Below are 15,098 nucleotides of genomic sequence, written 5' to 3'. Positions count from 1 at the left end.
CTAGCCCAGCCCGGGCCGGGCGCCAAGCACGAAATCCCGGCGTGAAGCCGCTCAATCCGCCGGGCAGACCGGCGTCTGGCCGTTGCCGAGCGCGCGTGCCGTCGCGGCGATCTGTGCCGCCAACCGACCGATGGCGCGTTGATGCCCTTGTACCAGGGCGTCGTAACCCGACCCCACAGCTTCGCTGATCCGACTGGTGCAACCCAGCGTACCGGTCCGTGTGCCATGCAACAGGCGCACGCTCCAGGCCCCCTCGATAAGCGCGTAGCCGCCGGGTTGCGAATCGAAACGGCGCAAGTCCAGCTTGATCCGCAGCAACGGTTTGTCGCCGCCGGGCCTGTCGCTGCCAACCATGCCGGTGACGTCCTGGCTGTGCAGCTGGCGCGCCAGGTCGGCGGATAGTGCGCTGCGCACTTCGTCACCAAGTGGGGCGATCCAGCGCTCGCTGTCGAGCGGTGCCATGCCCTGTGCGCCCTGGCGCACCACCAGTTGCGGCTGGTCGACCTGCGCCGGCACACCGACCGGCAACAGCTCGAAAGGCGGTGACGGCGAGGCCTCGTCAGGAACCGGGCCTGACGAGTCAGCTGGCGCCACGAGCGTGTAGTAATGCAGCGGACTCGAGGCGCAGGCAGCCAGGGCCAAGATGGCTCCCGCCCCAAGCAAACGCGTTGCGATCCGGATCATGGCTTGCTCCCTTGCTGCGTTGTGGCGGCTGGCGCTTGGGTACCGGCCGGCTTCGAGGCTGCCGGTACGGGATCCGGGCGACGGCCACGGATCAGCGCCTCCGGATGACCACCCAGGTAATCGGTGAGCACGCGCAGCGAGCGGGCCATTCGCTGCACCTGCTCCAACGTGGCGCCGAGGTTCTGCTGCAGCGGCGAATCCACCGATAGCGCGTCGTTCGCCGAGCCCATGGTTTGCTGCACACCCTGCAAGGTGTCCTTGAACGCCGGCAGGGTCTCGCCATTGACCTGTTTCAACGTGGCATTGAGGCCGGCCAGGGTCTGGTCGAGGTTTTTGCCGATGCTGTCGAACGGGACCTTGTTGATCTTGTCGACGATCTCGGCCAACTGCTCCTGCAGCTTGTCGAAGCTGCCCGGCGCGGTGGGAATGTTCATCGGCCGGGCGGCCGGGTCGAAGGTCGCCTTCGGCGCGTGCGGCAGGAAATCCATCGCCACATACAACTGACCGGTAAGCAGGTTGCCGGTGCGCGCCTGCGCACGCAGGCCGTGGTCGATCAGTCGCCCCATCATTTGTGACAGGTCGGCATTCTCGCCACGGGACTTGGCCAGCGCTTCCAGCTTGTCGTAGGCCTTGCCCAGACGCTGTGGGTAGACCACCGCCCCCACGATGACCGGGAAGCGCTGTTTCTGCTCGTCATAGTCGAGGCGCACCGACACCACCTTGCCGATGTTGATGCCGAGGAATTCCACCGGCGCATCCACCGCCAGCCCGCGTACGGACTGCTCGAAGCGCATCTGGATGTAGCTCGGCGCGCCATCCGGCGGCGCCATCGCCGTGGTCTGGTCGTCGAACAGCTTGTATGCGTTGTTTTCCGGTGCCGGCGTGCTGTCGTGCGGCCCGGGTGGATCCTGGAAAGCCACGCCGCCGGCCAGCACGGTTGCCAGCGATTGCGTGTTGAGCTTCAAACCGTTTGCGCCGATCGACACGTCCACGCCGCTGGCGTTCCAGAAGCGCGAGGAGCGGCTGACAAACCGGTCGTTCGGGCCATTCACGAAGATCTGCAACGACACGCCCTTGCCGTCCTTGTCGAGCTGGTATGACGCCACCTGCCCAACCTGGATGCGACGGAAATACACCGGCGAACCGATATCCAGCGAGCCCAGGTCATCGCTGTGCAGGACGAAGCTGCGGCCAGGCGCGCCATGGTTCACTGCCGGCGGCACCTCCAGCCCCTTGAATTCATCCTGCGGCTCTTTCGAATCACCCGCATCGACACCGATGAACGCGCCGGACAACAGGGTATCGATACCGGACACTCCGCCCAAACCGATCCGCGGCCGCACCACCCAGAAACGGGTATCGCGGGTGGCGAAACCCTCGGCACTCTTTTCCAATGCCACCTTGACCAGCACATGGCTGCGATCGGAATTGAGATGGATCTTGTTGACCCGGCCGATCACCACGTTCTTGTATTTCACCGGCGTCTTGCCGGCGTCCAGCCCTTCGGCACTCTGGAAGCTGATGGTGATCTGCGGGCCCGCCTGCAGCCAGTTGTTGATCACCAGCGACAGTCCCACCAATGCCGCCAGCGCCGGCACCAGCCAGATCAGCGAGGCATTGAAACGGCGTCGCTTCACCACCGGCTGCGGCAGATCGCCGCCCTCCTGGCCGTCCTTTTCGATGTGGCTGTCGTCAGTCATCAATGTCCCTGCCGTCCCAGATCAACCGGGGATCGAAACTCATCGAGGCCAGCATGGTCAACACCACGGTCAGGCCGAAAAAAATCACCCCGGGCAATGGCTCCACCCGGCTCAACACGCTGAATCGCACCAGCGCGGTCAGCAACGCCACCACGAACACATCCAGCATCGACCAGTAGCCGATCAGCTCGACCAGTCGATACAGCTTCGCACGCTGCACCCGCGCCCAGCCGCTGCCGCGATGGCTGCTTATCAGCAACGTCGTCAGCGCGATGAATTTCAACATCGGCACCAGGATGCTCGCCGTGAACACGATGATCGCCAGGTCGCTGGAGTCGTTGCGCCACAATTCGACCACGCCGCTGATGATGGTGTTGTCGTCCACATCGTTCAAACTGGCCGTGCGCATGATCGGCACCACGTTGGCCGGTATGTACATGAAGAAGGCCGCGATCAGCAGCGCCCAGGTCCGCGTATACGATTTCGGCTTGCGCCGGCGCAGGGTGGCGTCGCATCGCGGGCAAGCCATGTGGTCGCCCACGCCGTCACCGTCCAGGCGTTCGTCGCCGGGTACGTTGCGGCACACCAGCCCGCATACGGGGCACGCGATCAGACCCAGGTCGGTGGCACGCTGCAGGGCGCTCATGTCGACCGCTCCGCCGTGTCGTCCCATAGCTGGCGCAGATCCACCCCGGCAAAAATGGTGATCAACAACGTCAGCGCTGCATACGCATAGATGCCCGGGTCCGCCGTCACATCAAAATAATTGTGGGCCTTCACGATCGCCACCAGTGCGCCGAGCACGAATACCTCGCTCATCGTCCACGGCCCGAGATAGTGCAGGATCACCATCAGCCGCACGAAGCCCGGTGCACGCTCCCGGCGACGGGCGAACCACAGCAACCAGCCCAGCGCCAGCATCTTGACCAGCGGGAAAAAGAACAGCGTCAGCGCCGCCAGCACCGCGACCACCTGTGCCTGCTCGCGCCACATCGCGATGATCATGCCCCACAGCGTCGTGCTGCTGTGCTGTCCGCTCAGTCCCAGTGTCACGATGGGCCACATGTTCGCCTGCACGAAAACGATGATGGCCGTCAGTACCAGCGCCAGCATCGCGTTCACGCTCAACGCATGATGCCGCTCCAGCTCCGCACCGCACCGCGCACACCGCGCCACTTCGCCACGGCTCAGCGTGCGACGATGATAAACCGTGTCGCAGTGCTCGCAGATCAGCAACGTTGTCGGTGAGGTCGTGCCCATGCAGTCGATGCCGGCTCTGGCGTAACGATCCATGGATTCTCGCAAATCTGAAGTGAAGGCGGTGAACCGCTTGATATGCCGACCGCGGACCCTGATCTGAAGCGTATCCGCCAAGCTGGAGTTTACCGTGACCGATGCCACCGCCCTCGCCCCCGTCTTCGACGTGGACCAGCAGACTTTCGAAGCCGATGTCCTGGAAGCCTCCCTGACCACACCGGTGCTGGTGGATTTCTGGGCTAACTGGTGTGAACCGTGCAAGACGCTCGGCCCGATGCTGGAGAAACTCGCCGCCGAGTACAACGGTGCGTTCCGCCTGGGCAAGGTCGACGTGGACACGCAGCAGGAACTGGCCGGCATGTTCGGCGTACGCAGTATCCCGACCGTGGTACTGGTCAAGGACGGCCAGGTGCTCGACGGCTTCACCGGCGCGCTGCCGGAAGGCCAGCTGCGTGAATTCCTGTCGCGCCATATCCAGCCGCTGGAGGCTCCGGTGGCTGACGAAACCGGTGACGAGGCCGTGCAGGAGACACCCGAACAGGCCATCAACCGACTGCAGCAATCCATCGCCACCGCACCGGACAAACCCGAACTGAAACTCGACCTGGCACTGGCGCTGATGCGTGCCGGCCAGACCGGCGCGGCCGAAGCGCAGCTCGTCGCGTTGCCGGCCAACCTGGCTACCGACGCCCGCGCCGTGCGCCTGCGCAGCGAGCTGGACCTGGCACAAGCGCTGGATGCTGCCCCCGCCCTGACCGAACTGCAGCAGCGCGTGCAGGCCAACGAGGCCGACTGGGAAGCACGCGACCAGCTCGGCGTGCACCTGCTGCTGCAGGGCGACGCCGAAGGTGGCCTCGAGCACTTCCTCTTCATCCTGCAGAAAGCCCGCGACTGGAACGACGGTCAGGCCAAGAAACGCCTGCTGGCCGCGTTCGCCACGCTCGACGATGCCGAGCTGGTCGGACGATACCGTCGTCGGATGGCATCGTTGCTGTTCTGATCGTGGGGACCAGGGAACGGGAAACGGGGTGAAATCAACAGCGGAACTGCGGTGTGCCGCTATCTGCCGTCCTCGCCCCCAATATTCCATACCATCGCGTACGTTCGGGTAAGATCGCGCCATCCCCGACGGACGAATCCTGATGCGCGCCTCCACCTTCCGCCGCCTGATCAACCTGTGGCCGCCATTCCTGTTCAACGCGATCCGCATCCAGTCGCTCAGCGACGATTACAGCGAGGCGAAGGTGGTGTTGCGGCTGCGTCCGTGGAACCGCAACTACGTGCGCAGCCAGTTCGGCGGCAATCTTTTCGCGATGGTCGATCCGTTCTGGATGCTGCTGGCGATGCACCAGCTCGGCGGCGACTACTACGTATGGGACAAGGCCGGCACCATCGATTTCGTCGCGCCGGGCTACGAGGACGTCTACGCCCACTTCAAGCTCGAAAGCAGCGTCGTCGATGAACTGCGCACGGCCGCCGCCGGTGGAGAGAAAGTACTGCGCTGGTTCGAGACCGAAGTGACCACCGCCTCTGGCAAAGTCATCGCGGTGGTACGCAAGCAGATCTATGTGCGGCTGAAACCGAAGGCGCGCTGAGCGTATTCGCACAGATCTTCCTGCCCCGCGCAAACCCACGTACCAACCTCTCCACCTGCATTCCGGCGCAGGCTGGAATCGCCCTGCACTTCAACGGCGCAGTTGGTCATCCTGCCAACAGCCGACTCCTCACTCCTGCTCGAACCGCGCGATGTCGTTCGTCGCCGCCTGCGCGCGGCGAATGCTGCCGCCGGTGGTGCTGTCGTCCAGCTTGCGCGCCAGCGCAGCTCGCTCCGGTCGATGCGACCAGCGGTAGAACCACCATGTGGCCAGCAGGCCAGCCACGCCGATCGCCAACTGGATCCAGATCACCCATGGCGCGTTCTGCATGATCACGCCGCGGCTCAACACCACCAGCAGCGGTGCCGTGAGGAACCACCACGGCAGGCCCACCACCAGTGCGCCGCCCACCGCGTAGATCCGACGCAGCTTCAGCAGCTGGCGCTGGATCACCAGCACCGGCGCGGCGTAATCGATCTGCGCGACGTTGGCCTGCACCAGCGCGCCGACGATGATCAGCCCGAGGCAATACAGATGCATCACGATGCCGGCCAGCAACACCGCCGGCTCATGCAGATGCGAAGTCCAGATCGGCGCGAACACGAACAGGCCAGCCACGCCAATGAGCATCTGGATCGCCTGCCCCCACACCAACGGGCGCAACCCGCGTCGCAGCCTGTCCAGCCGGGTATCGCGGAAAATCTGCACATTCAACGCGTGCTGCTGCTCGAGCCGGCGATCCAGCGTTTTCCAGGCGAGTTTCATCTCATCGAGTTCCATGGTCATGCTCCGGTGGACGCGGTCATCTGCCCGCGCAGCTTCTGTTTGATGCGACCGATCTTGGTCGCCACATTGGTTTCGCTGATGCCGAGAATCTCGGCCATTTCGGTGTAATTGCGGTCTTCCAGGTACAGCAGGATCAGCGCCCGGTTGAGCGGATCAAGCTGGCCGATGAAGGCGTAAAGCGCGGTCAGCCGCTCGTCCGGTTCTGCAATCCCCTCGCCACCACCGACCGTTTCCAGGTGATGCGCCTGCAACGGCTCGAAGCGATCAGAGTCCGGCCCGCGATCGCGCCGCACTTGCGAGATCGCCACGTTCAGCGCAATGCGGTACATCCAGGTAGAGAACTTCGCCCGCGCCGCGTCATACGCGCCAAACGAGCGCCACAGCTGCGTGCTGATCTCCTGCACCAGATCATCGCGATCGGCGGTGTTGCGGCTGTACAGCCCCGCCACCTTGAACACGATCTTCCGATGCTCGTGCAGCAATGCCTCGAAGCGTCGCTGTTGTTCCCTGGATTTCATGGAGCCGTTTCCCTCACCGTTCCAACCATGATTCGCAGGGTACGAAAAAAAATCACAAGCCATGCGGGATCAACCGACGCCCCCGTCAAGCTGGAAAAGAAGAAGCAGAATCCTCCACCCACGACCATCTTCGCCCTCGCCTACAATGCGGGAGTCCCAATACCCCGGAAAGCCCATGCCGCCGCTGCGCCTCAAACGCTACTTGCTGACCGGCCTGCTCACCTTCATCCCGCTGTGGGTGACCTGGCTGGTGTTCAAGTTCGTGCTGGGCCTGCTGGCCGGCATTGGCGCGCCGCTGGTTGCCGGGCTGCTCGGCATGCTGGCGCTGGTGGCACCGCGAACCGCCGATACGCTCAACAGCGAATGGCTGACCTTCAGCATCGCACTGGTGATCACGCTGGCCGCGCTGTATCTGCTCGGCTTCGTGGCAACGCGGATGATCGGCCAGCGTTTCATCAATGCGTTCGATGCCCTGCTGGCGCGCATTCCATTGGTGCAGACGATTTACGGCGGCACCAAGAAACTGATGGCGGTGCTGCAGAACAAACCCAGCGGCATGCAACGCGTGGTGCTCATCGATTTCCCCCGCCGCGGCATGAAGGTGGTGGGCTTTGTCACGCGGGTGATGATCGAGGAAGGCAGCGGCCGCGAGATGGCCGCCGTGTACATTCCGACCACACCCAACCCGACCGGCGGCTATCTGGAACTGGTACCGGTGGATGAGCTGACCCCCACCGACTGGACGATGGACCAGGCGATGGCCTTCATCATTTCCGGCGGTGCGGTGGCGCCCGATACGCTGCCCGCATCGCGCCGCCTTCCCGCCGAAACCCCGTAGAAACACAGCGGCAGCGGTTGCGCTGCTGCCTCAAGCCAAGGAACAACATGTTGCGATTGTCGCTTGCCATTCTGCTTGGCGTTGCCGCCATGACCGCACAGGCCGCCGGCCCGACCGATGCCGACTGGACCACGCCCGCCGAGGCGGCCCACTTTCAAACCACGCCAAGCTACGCCGACACGCTGGCGTATCTGCGTCGTCTGCAACACGCGGCGCCAGGCATGATTCATCTGGAGACTTTCGGCACGACGCCGCAGGGACGGCCGATGATGGTGGTGATTGCCAGCAGCGACGGCACGTTCGATCCTGCCGGCGCGCGCAAGGCGGCCAAGCCGGTGGTGCTGGTGCAGGCCGGCATCCATCCCGGCGAGATCGAAGGCAAGGACGCCGGACTGATGCTGCTGCGCGATATCGCGATCACCGGCAAATATCCCCATCTGCTCGACCATGTCGTGCTGGTCTACATCCCGGTGTTCAGCGTGGATGGTCACGAGAATTCCTCGCCATACCACCGCATCAACCAGAACGGCCCGGCGAGCATGGGTTTCCGTGGCCAGTCGCAATACCTCAACCTCAACCGTGATTACATCAAGGCCGACGCGCCAGAGATGCGTGCGTGGCTGAAACTGTGGCAACGCTGGCTGCCGGACTTCCTGATCGACGTGCACACCACCGACGGCGCCGACTACCAGTACGACCTCACCTGGTACACCGAGGATCCGCACAAGCTCGATCCGGCGGTAAGCGCGTGGCAGCACGATGCGATCGTCAACCACGCCATGCCGGCATATGAGAGGCGCGGCCATCTCGCCTCGATCTACCTGGAGTTCAAGGACGGGCGCGATCCGCGCAAGGGCATCGAGAACTTCGGTTCCGGCCCGCGTTTCTCCACCGGGTACGCGGCACTGCAGAACCGCCCTGCGCTGCTGATCGAAACGCACATGCTGAAGACTTACGAGAACCGCGTGCGCGCCACCTACGACCTGGTCGAGCTGATGCTGGAACAAGTCGATCGGCATCCGGCTGCCCTGCTCGCCGCCACCGCCCGCGCCGACGCCGACACCCTTGCGCGCGCCCGCGACACAAGCGCCAGTGTGCCGCTGACGTTCAAGGCCGATCCCGAAGCCGCACCCTACGAACTCAAGGGTTACGTATTCACGGTCAGCCACAGCGACATCTCCAACAGCAACTGGATTCACTATGACCCAAGCCAGCGCAAGAACTACACCATCGACAACTGGAACGGCCTGCTGCCGGATGTCTCGATCACTCCACCAGCCGCCTATGTGGTGCCCGCGCAATGGACTGCCATCATCGACAAGCTGGACGCGCACGGCATCCAGTATCGGCGCATCGATCATCCACTGACGCTTCGCGCCGAGGGTTATCAACTGGATGATCCGAAGTGGGCAGGCAAGCCGTTCGAAGGCCACCTTATGCTGCGCGACTTCACCCTGCGCGAAGTGCCAAGCGAAGTGACCCTGCCGGCCGGTTCGGTGATCGTGCCGATGGACCAGCGGGCCGCCAACGTGGCGATCCAGCTGCTCGAACCGCAGGCGCCCGATTCGTTGCTGCACTGGGGCTATCTCAATGCCGTGTTCGAGGCCAAGGAATATGGCGAACCGCGCGTGGTGGAAAAGCTGGCGCGCGACATGCTGGCGAAGGATCCGGCACTGAAGGCGGAGTTCGGGCGCAGGTTGCACGACGACCCCGCCTTCGCCGCCAGCACCGGCGCCCGGCTGCAGTTCTTCTTTGAACACTCGCCCTGGTACGCCGCCCAACACGTGGGCGCCTATCCGGTATTGCGACTGGATACCGCGCAACTGCAGCATTTGGAGCCGAACCGCTCGGCGTCGGACGGCAGGGTTACCCCCCCTGACCTTTGACACTGTTTGACCCATGACGTTTGACCTAGCTTGAACAGGTATGGCTGCGCTTTGAGGGGGAAAACCGAGAGCGCCGCCAACGCATCACCAACGTACCCGCCCGACGGGCGACATCACTCACAGAGGGATATCCATGACCAAGCAGTATTTGAAGCCCCTGGCGCTGGCACTGGCCGTAAGCGGTGCCCTGGCACTGAGCGCCTGCGGCAAGCAGGAGTCGGCCAACACCAACGCGCCGGCCGCCGCAAGCACCGCGCCAGCGGCCGCACCGGCCACGGGCAGCACTACCGCCATGGCCGATCTCGGCAAGAGCATCTTCGACGTCAGCGATCTGGACCCGAACGTCAACGCGTGCCAGGACTTCAACGGCTTCGTCAACGCCAAGTGGGTAGCCGCCAACCCGATCCCGTCCGACCGCACCCGCTGGGGCGCATTCGATCAGCTGGCCGAGGGCAGCCTGAACACCCAGCACGACATCGTCGACAAGGCCGCCAAGAACGCCACCAGCGCCAAGGCCGGCTCGATCGAGCAGAAGATCGGACTGCTGTACCAGTCAGGCATGAACGAAGACGCCATCGAGAAGGCCGGCTTCGACCCGATCAAACCCAAGCTCGAGGCCATCGCCGGCCTGAAGAACGGCAGCGACGTGGCCGACTACATCACCAAGAGCTACGTCCAGGGTGACGGCCAGGTGTTCCAGTTCGGTTCGGGTGCCGACTTCCAGCACGCCGACATGCAGATCGCGTACGCCAATGAAGCAGGCCTGGGCCTGCCGACCAAGGACTACTACAGCGACGCCAAGTACAAGGACATCCGCGATGCCTACGTCGCATACATCGCCAAGGCGCTCGAACTGACCGGCGTGGCCGAGGCCGATGCCAAGAAGCAGGCCGCCGACGTGTTGGCGTTCGAAACCAAGTTGGCCGCCGCCTCACTGAGCCGGGTCGAAGAGCGCGACCCGAAGAACCAGTATCACTTCGTCACCGTCAAGGCCGCTGATCAGGCCACCCCGCATTTCAACTGGGAGAAGTTCTTCAGCGCCCAGGGTGTGACCGTCGACAAGGGCTTTTCGCTGTCGCAACCGAAGTTCTTTGCCGAGTTCGACAAGCAGCTGACCAAGGCGCCGGTCGCCCAGTGGCAGGCTTATCTGCGCTTCCACACGATCGACGATGCCTCGAACTATTTGAGCAAGAATTTCCAGGACAACAAGTTCGCTTTCTACGGCAAGACCCTGTCCGGCCAGCCGGAGCAGAAGGCCCGCTGGAAGCGCGTGCTGGGTGCCGTCAACAGCTCCATGGGCGAAGCGCTGGGCCAGCTGTACGTGGCCGAGATGTTCAAGCCCGAAGCCAAGGCACGTGCGCAGGAGCTGGTCGACAACGTGCGCAATGCGTTGAAGGCACGCATCCAGAATCTTGACTGGATGAGCGACGAGACCAAGACCAAGGCGATCGCCAAGTGGGATACCTTCCTGCCCAAGATCGGCTACCCGGACAAATGGCGCGACTGGTCGGGCCTGACCGTCACCGGCGACAACTACTACGGCAATGCCATGGCCGCGGCGAAGTTCAACTACGACTACGACATCGCCAAGATCGGCAAGCCGACCGACCGCAAGGACTGGGGCATGACCCCGCAGACGGTCAACGCGTACTACAACCCGACCGACAACACGATCAACTTCCCGGCCGCGATCCTGCAGCCGCCGTTCTTCGATGCCAAGGCCGACGACGCGATCAACTACGGCGGCATCGGTGCGGTGATCGGCCACGAAGCCAGCCACGGCTTCGACGACGAGGGCAGCCAGTTCGACGGTGCCGGCAACAACGTCAACTGGTGGACCAAGGCTGATCGCACCAAGTTCGACGCACGCACCGACAAGTTGGTGCAGCAGTTCAACAACTACGCGCCGATCAAGGACAAGCCGGATGCACACGTCAACGGCAAGCTGACCCTGGGCGAGAACATCGCTGATCTGGGCGGCCTTAACGTCGCCTATGACGCCCTGCAGACAGCGCTGAAGAAGAACCCCGAGGAAGCCGGCAAGAAGATCGACGGCTACACCCAGGACCAGCGCTTCTTCCTGAACTGGGCGCGCGTGTGGCGCGGCGACGTGCGCGAGAAGCAGGCGTTGCTTTACCTCAACGTCGATCCGCACGCACCCGCCTCGCTGCGTGCGATCGGTGCGCCGTCGAATATGCCGGCCTTCGCCACCGCGTTCCAGTGCAAGCCGGGCGACAAGATGGTGGCCCCGGCCGACAAGCAGGTGAAGATCTGGTAAGTCGACACCACTGAAAGCCGCGGGTCACCGCGGCGATGCAGTCAAAAGCCCCGCATGCGAATGCGGGGCTTTTTTGTGGACGACACCCCCCGATTTCACCTCGCGGCAGCATAAAACAGCGCAAAGCTATTGCAAATCATTCTCATTAAAAATATCGTATGCAACTGCTCCGGCTCGATTCCGGCAATGGATCGTCGCCGGAAAGTTTCCGAGTTTCTGAATATTGATCGCCGTCGTCGAGACGACGCCCGCGGCCGAACGGCTGCGCGCTTCCTGTCGGCCACAACCTGCATTCGCCAGACCTGCCAGGCCTGTCGACCGCAACGCAACATCCAACAACGGAATCCCCATGGCATCCATTACCTCCCGCAAACACCCTGTCAGCCGACGTATGTCGCCCGCCAACGCGACCATGCTGACGGCGGCCACGCTGTTTACCGGCTTGGCGCTGGCCTTTCCCGCCGTGGCTACGGACATGTCGACGACTTCGTCCACCTCCGACCCCCAGGTCGTCCACGCGAAGAACCTGCCCGGTGTGAAGGTGGAAGCGACCAGCAACGACTATCGCGTCGACAAACTGTCCTCGCCGAAATTCACCCAGCCGCTGCTCGACACCACCCAGACGGTCAGCGTGATCACCAAGGAGCTGATCCAGCAACAAGGCGCCACCACGCTGACCGAGGCGCTGCGCAACAGCCCGGGCGTAGGCACCTTCTTTGTCGGCGAGAACGGCAGCACCACCACCGGTGACGGCATCTACATGCGCGGTTTCGACACCTCGAGCAGCATCTTCGTCGATGGGGTGCGCGACCTCGGCTCGATCTCCCGCGACATATTCAATATCGAGCAGGTCGAGGTCACCAAAGGCCCGGCGGGCACCGACAATGGCCGCACCTCACCCACCGGTGCGGTGAATCTGGCCAGCAAGCAGCCATTGCTGGGCAATGGCATCTCCGGCTCGATCGGCTACGGCAGCGGGCAACACCAGCGCGCCACCGCCGACTGGAACCAGATCCTGGGCGAAACCTCCGCGTTCCGCCTCAATGTCATGGGCCAGGACAGCGGTGCACCGGGCCGCGACAAGGTCGAGAACAATCGCTGGGGCATCGCCCCGTCACTGGCGTTCGGCCTGAAGACGCCGACCCGCGTTTACGTCGACTTCCTGCATGTGAAGCAGAACAACCTGCCTGACGGCGGCGTGCCGACCATCGGCCTGCCGGGCTACAGCAGCCCCGATCCGACACGTTCGTTCCTCACCAACGCCGCCATGGTCGATCCGGATAACTTCTACGGCACCAACGCCGACCACGACAACGTGAAGGCGGACATGTTCACCGTGATCGTCGAGCATGACTTCTCGCCGGACGTGGCGCTGCACAACACCACCCGCTGGGGCCGCACACATCAGGATTACCTGCTGACCTCGTTCATGGGCAGCACCGCCAACCTGCTGACGCCCGATGTCGACGATCCCTCGACCTGGACGATTGCGCGCAGCAACCCGACCTTCAAGGACCAGGTCAACCGCATCGTCACCAACCAGACCAATGTCACCGCGAATTTTGAAACCGGCGGCATCACCCACAACCTCAGCGCCGGCATCGAGCTGACCCAGGAAAGGGCCAGCACAACCGGCTTGGGTGCGCTGAACGGCAGCACGTGGCCGGCGGCCAACCTGTATCACCCCAATGCGGACGTCAGCGGCCTGATCTACGGGCAAACCGGCGCCCACAGCAGCGGCAAGACCACCACCGAAGCCGCCTACCTGTTCGACACGTTGAAGTTCGGCGAACAATGGCAGGTCAACGCCGGCGTGCGGCTGGATCATTACAAGACCGACTTCAGCAGCACGGTGATCTGCGGCGGTCGCAATGCCCCGGTCTGCGGCAACCTGGCGGCTGGCAGCGTCGTGCCCGGCGTGGATACCACCAAGTCCGGCAACCTGCCCAACTACAAGCTCGGCGTGCTGTACAAGCCATCAGCGAACGGCAGTATCTACGCGAACTTCGCCGTGTCGCAGGAGCCACCGGGCGGCAACACATTGACCCTCAGTGCCTCCGCCAACAGCGCCGACAACCCCAACTTCGACCCGCAGAAAGCCCGCACCGTCGAACTGGGCACCAAGTGGGAACTGCTCGACGAGAAGCTGCTGCTGACCGGCGCCTTGTACCGCACCACCGTCAGCAACGACCTGGTGCAGGATCCGGTCGATTTGCAGTACTACCAGATCGGCAAGAAGCGCGTGCAGGGTATCGAGCTGAGCGCAGTCGGCAAGCTCACCGACAACTGGGCGGTCAGCGCCGGCTACACCACGATGGACGCCAAGGTCATCAATGGCAGCCACGTGGCCAACGACGGTTCCAGCGACCTCGCCTATACACCGAAAAGCGCATTCACCGCCTGGACCACCTATCACCTGCCGTTCAACCTCACCATCGGCGGCGGTGCCCGCTATGCCGGCGAGATGAAACGCGGCACCGACGGCGCCGTTGGCACGCCGGCCTACACCGAGGCGTACTGGGTGTTCGACGCCATGGCCAGCTACCCGATCAACAGGCACCTCGACCTGCAGTTGAACCTGTACAACCTGTTCGACAAGGACTACGTCGCGGCGATCAACAAGAGCGGGTACCGTTACACCCCGGGCTCGCCGCGCGCCGCGATGCTCACCGCCAACCTCCGCTTCTGACGTCGGCTTCCGTAGGAACGGCTTCAGCCGCGATGCTCTCTTCTTCCATATCCCGAGAGCATCGCGGCTGAAGCCGCTCCTACAGCACCATGTCACTACAGGTGATTCATGCTGCTACACATCCCTGACGTACTTGCCCCTGCTGAAGTCGCACAGATCCGCGCCGCACTGGATGCAGCGGACTGGACCGACGGCCGCGAGACCGTCGGCGCGCAGGGCGCAAAGGTAAAGCGCAACCAGCAGCTTCCGGATGCGTCGCCGCTACGACAGCAGTTGGCCCAGAGGGTGCTGGCGGCGCTGGCGAAGAATCCGCTCTATCACGCAGCGACACTGCCGCTGCGCACCCTGCCACCGCGCTTCAATCGCTACGAGGGTGGCGGCCAGTACGGTTTCCACGTCGACGGCGCCGTGATGGCGTTGTCCGCCGAAGCACAACTGCGCAGCGACATCTCCTGCACGCTGTTCCTCAACGAACCGGACGACTACGACGGTGGTGAACTGATCGTCAGCGACACGTACGGCGAGCATGCGGTGAAACTGCCGGCGGGTGATCTGATCGTCTATCCATCGAGCAGCCTGCATCGAGTCACCGCGGTGACCCGTGGCGCCCGCATGGCCTCGTTCTTCTGGGTGCAAAGCCTGATTCGCGACGACAGCCGGCGACGCCTGTTGTTCGAGCTGGACAGCTCGATCCAGAGCCTCACTGCGTCCGGCGCCGATGCCGCCGCCGTGCTGCAGCTGACCGGGGTCTATCACAACCTGTTGCGCCAGTGGTCCGAGACCTGAATCGGACAAACTGCAGCCGACAGCACCCAGCGGTTCCCAGCGCGCGTCGCGGAGCGGATAATTGTCGGCCCTCTGTAGCAA

The 15,098-nt window shown here is 63.6% G+C and carries 14 protein-coding genes; 7 read left to right on the top strand and 7 right to left on the bottom strand.

The features are described 5' to 3' along the window. Positions 1-51: 51 nt before the first annotated feature. From ACPPVV_RS05570 to ACPPVV_RS05555, 4 genes are read right to left on the bottom strand one after another with little or no spacing between them, the layout of a single operon-like run. Positions 52-684, bottom strand: a complete 633-nt coding sequence (locus ACPPVV_RS05570; RefSeq protein WP_426702472.1) for a PqiC family protein — start codon at positions 682-684, stop codon at positions 52-54. Continuing rightward, positions 681-2,384, bottom strand: a complete 1,704-nt coding sequence (locus ACPPVV_RS05565) for an intermembrane transport protein PqiB (protein ID WP_426702471.1) — start codon at positions 2,382-2,384, stop codon at positions 681-683. The genes ACPPVV_RS05570 and ACPPVV_RS05565 overlap by 4 nt, the downstream gene beginning before the upstream one ends. Further along, positions 2,377-3,030: a paraquat-inducible protein A gene (locus ACPPVV_RS05560; RefSeq protein WP_426702470.1), complete on the bottom strand. Its 654-nt coding sequence runs from the start codon at positions 3,028-3,030 to the stop codon at positions 2,377-2,379. Before ACPPVV_RS05560 ends, ACPPVV_RS05565 begins: the two co-directional genes overlap by 8 nt. Continuing rightward, a complete protein-coding gene (locus ACPPVV_RS05555; RefSeq protein ID WP_426703177.1) occupies positions 3,027-3,644 on the bottom strand; it encodes a paraquat-inducible protein A in 618 nt (205 codons plus the stop codon). The genes ACPPVV_RS05560 and ACPPVV_RS05555 overlap by 4 nt, the downstream gene beginning before the upstream one ends. A gap of 127 nt (positions 3,645-3,771) precedes the next feature. On the opposite strand from ACPPVV_RS05555, the gene trxA reads away from it, so the two are divergent. Both trxA and ACPPVV_RS05545 read left to right on the top strand, forming a co-directional pair. Continuing rightward, positions 3,772-4,641, top strand: a complete 870-nt coding sequence (gene trxA / locus ACPPVV_RS05550) for a thioredoxin (protein WP_426702469.1) — start codon at positions 3,772-3,774, stop codon at positions 4,639-4,641. 142 nt (positions 4,642-4,783) lie between these two features. Then, on the top strand, positions 4,784-5,236 hold the full coding sequence (locus tag ACPPVV_RS05545; RefSeq protein WP_426702468.1) for a DUF4442 domain-containing protein: 453 nt from the start codon (positions 4,784-4,786) through the stop codon (positions 5,234-5,236). A 129-nt stretch (positions 5,237-5,365) separates the two neighbouring features. Here the strand turns inward: ACPPVV_RS05545 and ACPPVV_RS05540 are convergent, their stop codons facing one another. Together ACPPVV_RS05540 and ACPPVV_RS05535 are read right to left on the bottom strand one after the other, a co-directional pair. Continuing rightward, a complete protein-coding gene (locus tag ACPPVV_RS05540; RefSeq protein ID WP_426702467.1) occupies positions 5,366-6,016 on the bottom strand; it encodes a hypothetical protein in 651 nt (216 codons plus the stop codon). A 2-nt stretch (positions 6,017-6,018) separates the two neighbouring features. Beyond that, positions 6,019-6,540, bottom strand: a complete 522-nt coding sequence (locus ACPPVV_RS05535; RefSeq protein ID WP_426702466.1) for an RNA polymerase sigma factor — start codon at positions 6,538-6,540, stop codon at positions 6,019-6,021. A 175-nt stretch (positions 6,541-6,715) separates the two neighbouring features. Here ACPPVV_RS05535 and ACPPVV_RS05530 point away from each other — a divergent pair, with 175 nt between their 5' ends. From ACPPVV_RS05530 to ACPPVV_RS05520, 3 genes are all read left to right on the top strand, one after another. Then, complete coding sequence (locus tag ACPPVV_RS05530; RefSeq protein ID WP_426702465.1) at positions 6,716-7,378, top strand: DUF502 domain-containing protein; 663 nt, start codon at positions 6,716-6,718, stop codon at positions 7,376-7,378. 47 nt (positions 7,379-7,425) lie between these two features. Next, the gene (locus ACPPVV_RS05525) at positions 7,426-9,264 is read left to right on the top strand and encodes a M14 family metallopeptidase (protein WP_426702464.1); all 1,839 of its coding nucleotides are present in this window, start codon (positions 7,426-7,428) and stop codon (positions 9,262-9,264) included. Positions 9,265-9,397: 133 nt separating this feature from the next. After that, positions 9,398-11,542 (top strand): M13 family metallopeptidase, encoded by a 2,145-nt coding sequence (locus ACPPVV_RS05520; RefSeq protein WP_426702463.1) that lies wholly within the window; start codon positions 9,398-9,400, stop codon positions 11,540-11,542. 126 nt (positions 11,543-11,668) lie between these two features. Here the strand turns inward: ACPPVV_RS05520 and ACPPVV_RS05515 are convergent, their stop codons facing one another. Then, complete coding sequence (locus tag ACPPVV_RS05515; RefSeq protein WP_426703294.1) at positions 11,669-12,037, bottom strand: hypothetical protein; 369 nt, start codon at positions 12,035-12,037, stop codon at positions 11,669-11,671. Here ACPPVV_RS05515 and ACPPVV_RS05510 point away from each other — a divergent pair. Together ACPPVV_RS05510 and ACPPVV_RS05505 are read left to right on the top strand one after the other, a co-directional pair. Next, positions 11,934-14,231, top strand: a complete 2,298-nt coding sequence (locus ACPPVV_RS05510; protein ID WP_426703176.1) for a catecholate siderophore receptor Fiu — start codon at positions 11,934-11,936, stop codon at positions 14,229-14,231. The genes ACPPVV_RS05515 and ACPPVV_RS05510 overlap by 104 nt on opposite strands. Positions 14,232-14,339: 108 nt before the next feature. Then, positions 14,340-15,017 (top strand): Fe2+-dependent dioxygenase, encoded by a 678-nt coding sequence (locus ACPPVV_RS05505; RefSeq protein WP_426702462.1) that lies wholly within the window; start codon positions 14,340-14,342, stop codon positions 15,015-15,017. Positions 15,018-15,098 lie beyond the last annotated feature (81 nt).

Origin of the sequence: Rhodanobacter sp. Col0626, assembly GCF_049994385.1 — a bacterium.
Taxonomy (GTDB): Bacteria; Pseudomonadota; Gammaproteobacteria; order Xanthomonadales; family Rhodanobacteraceae; genus Rhodanobacter.
The sequence above is the reverse complement of the archived record's forward strand: the minus strand, read 5'-3'. Positions and strand labels throughout refer to the sequence as shown.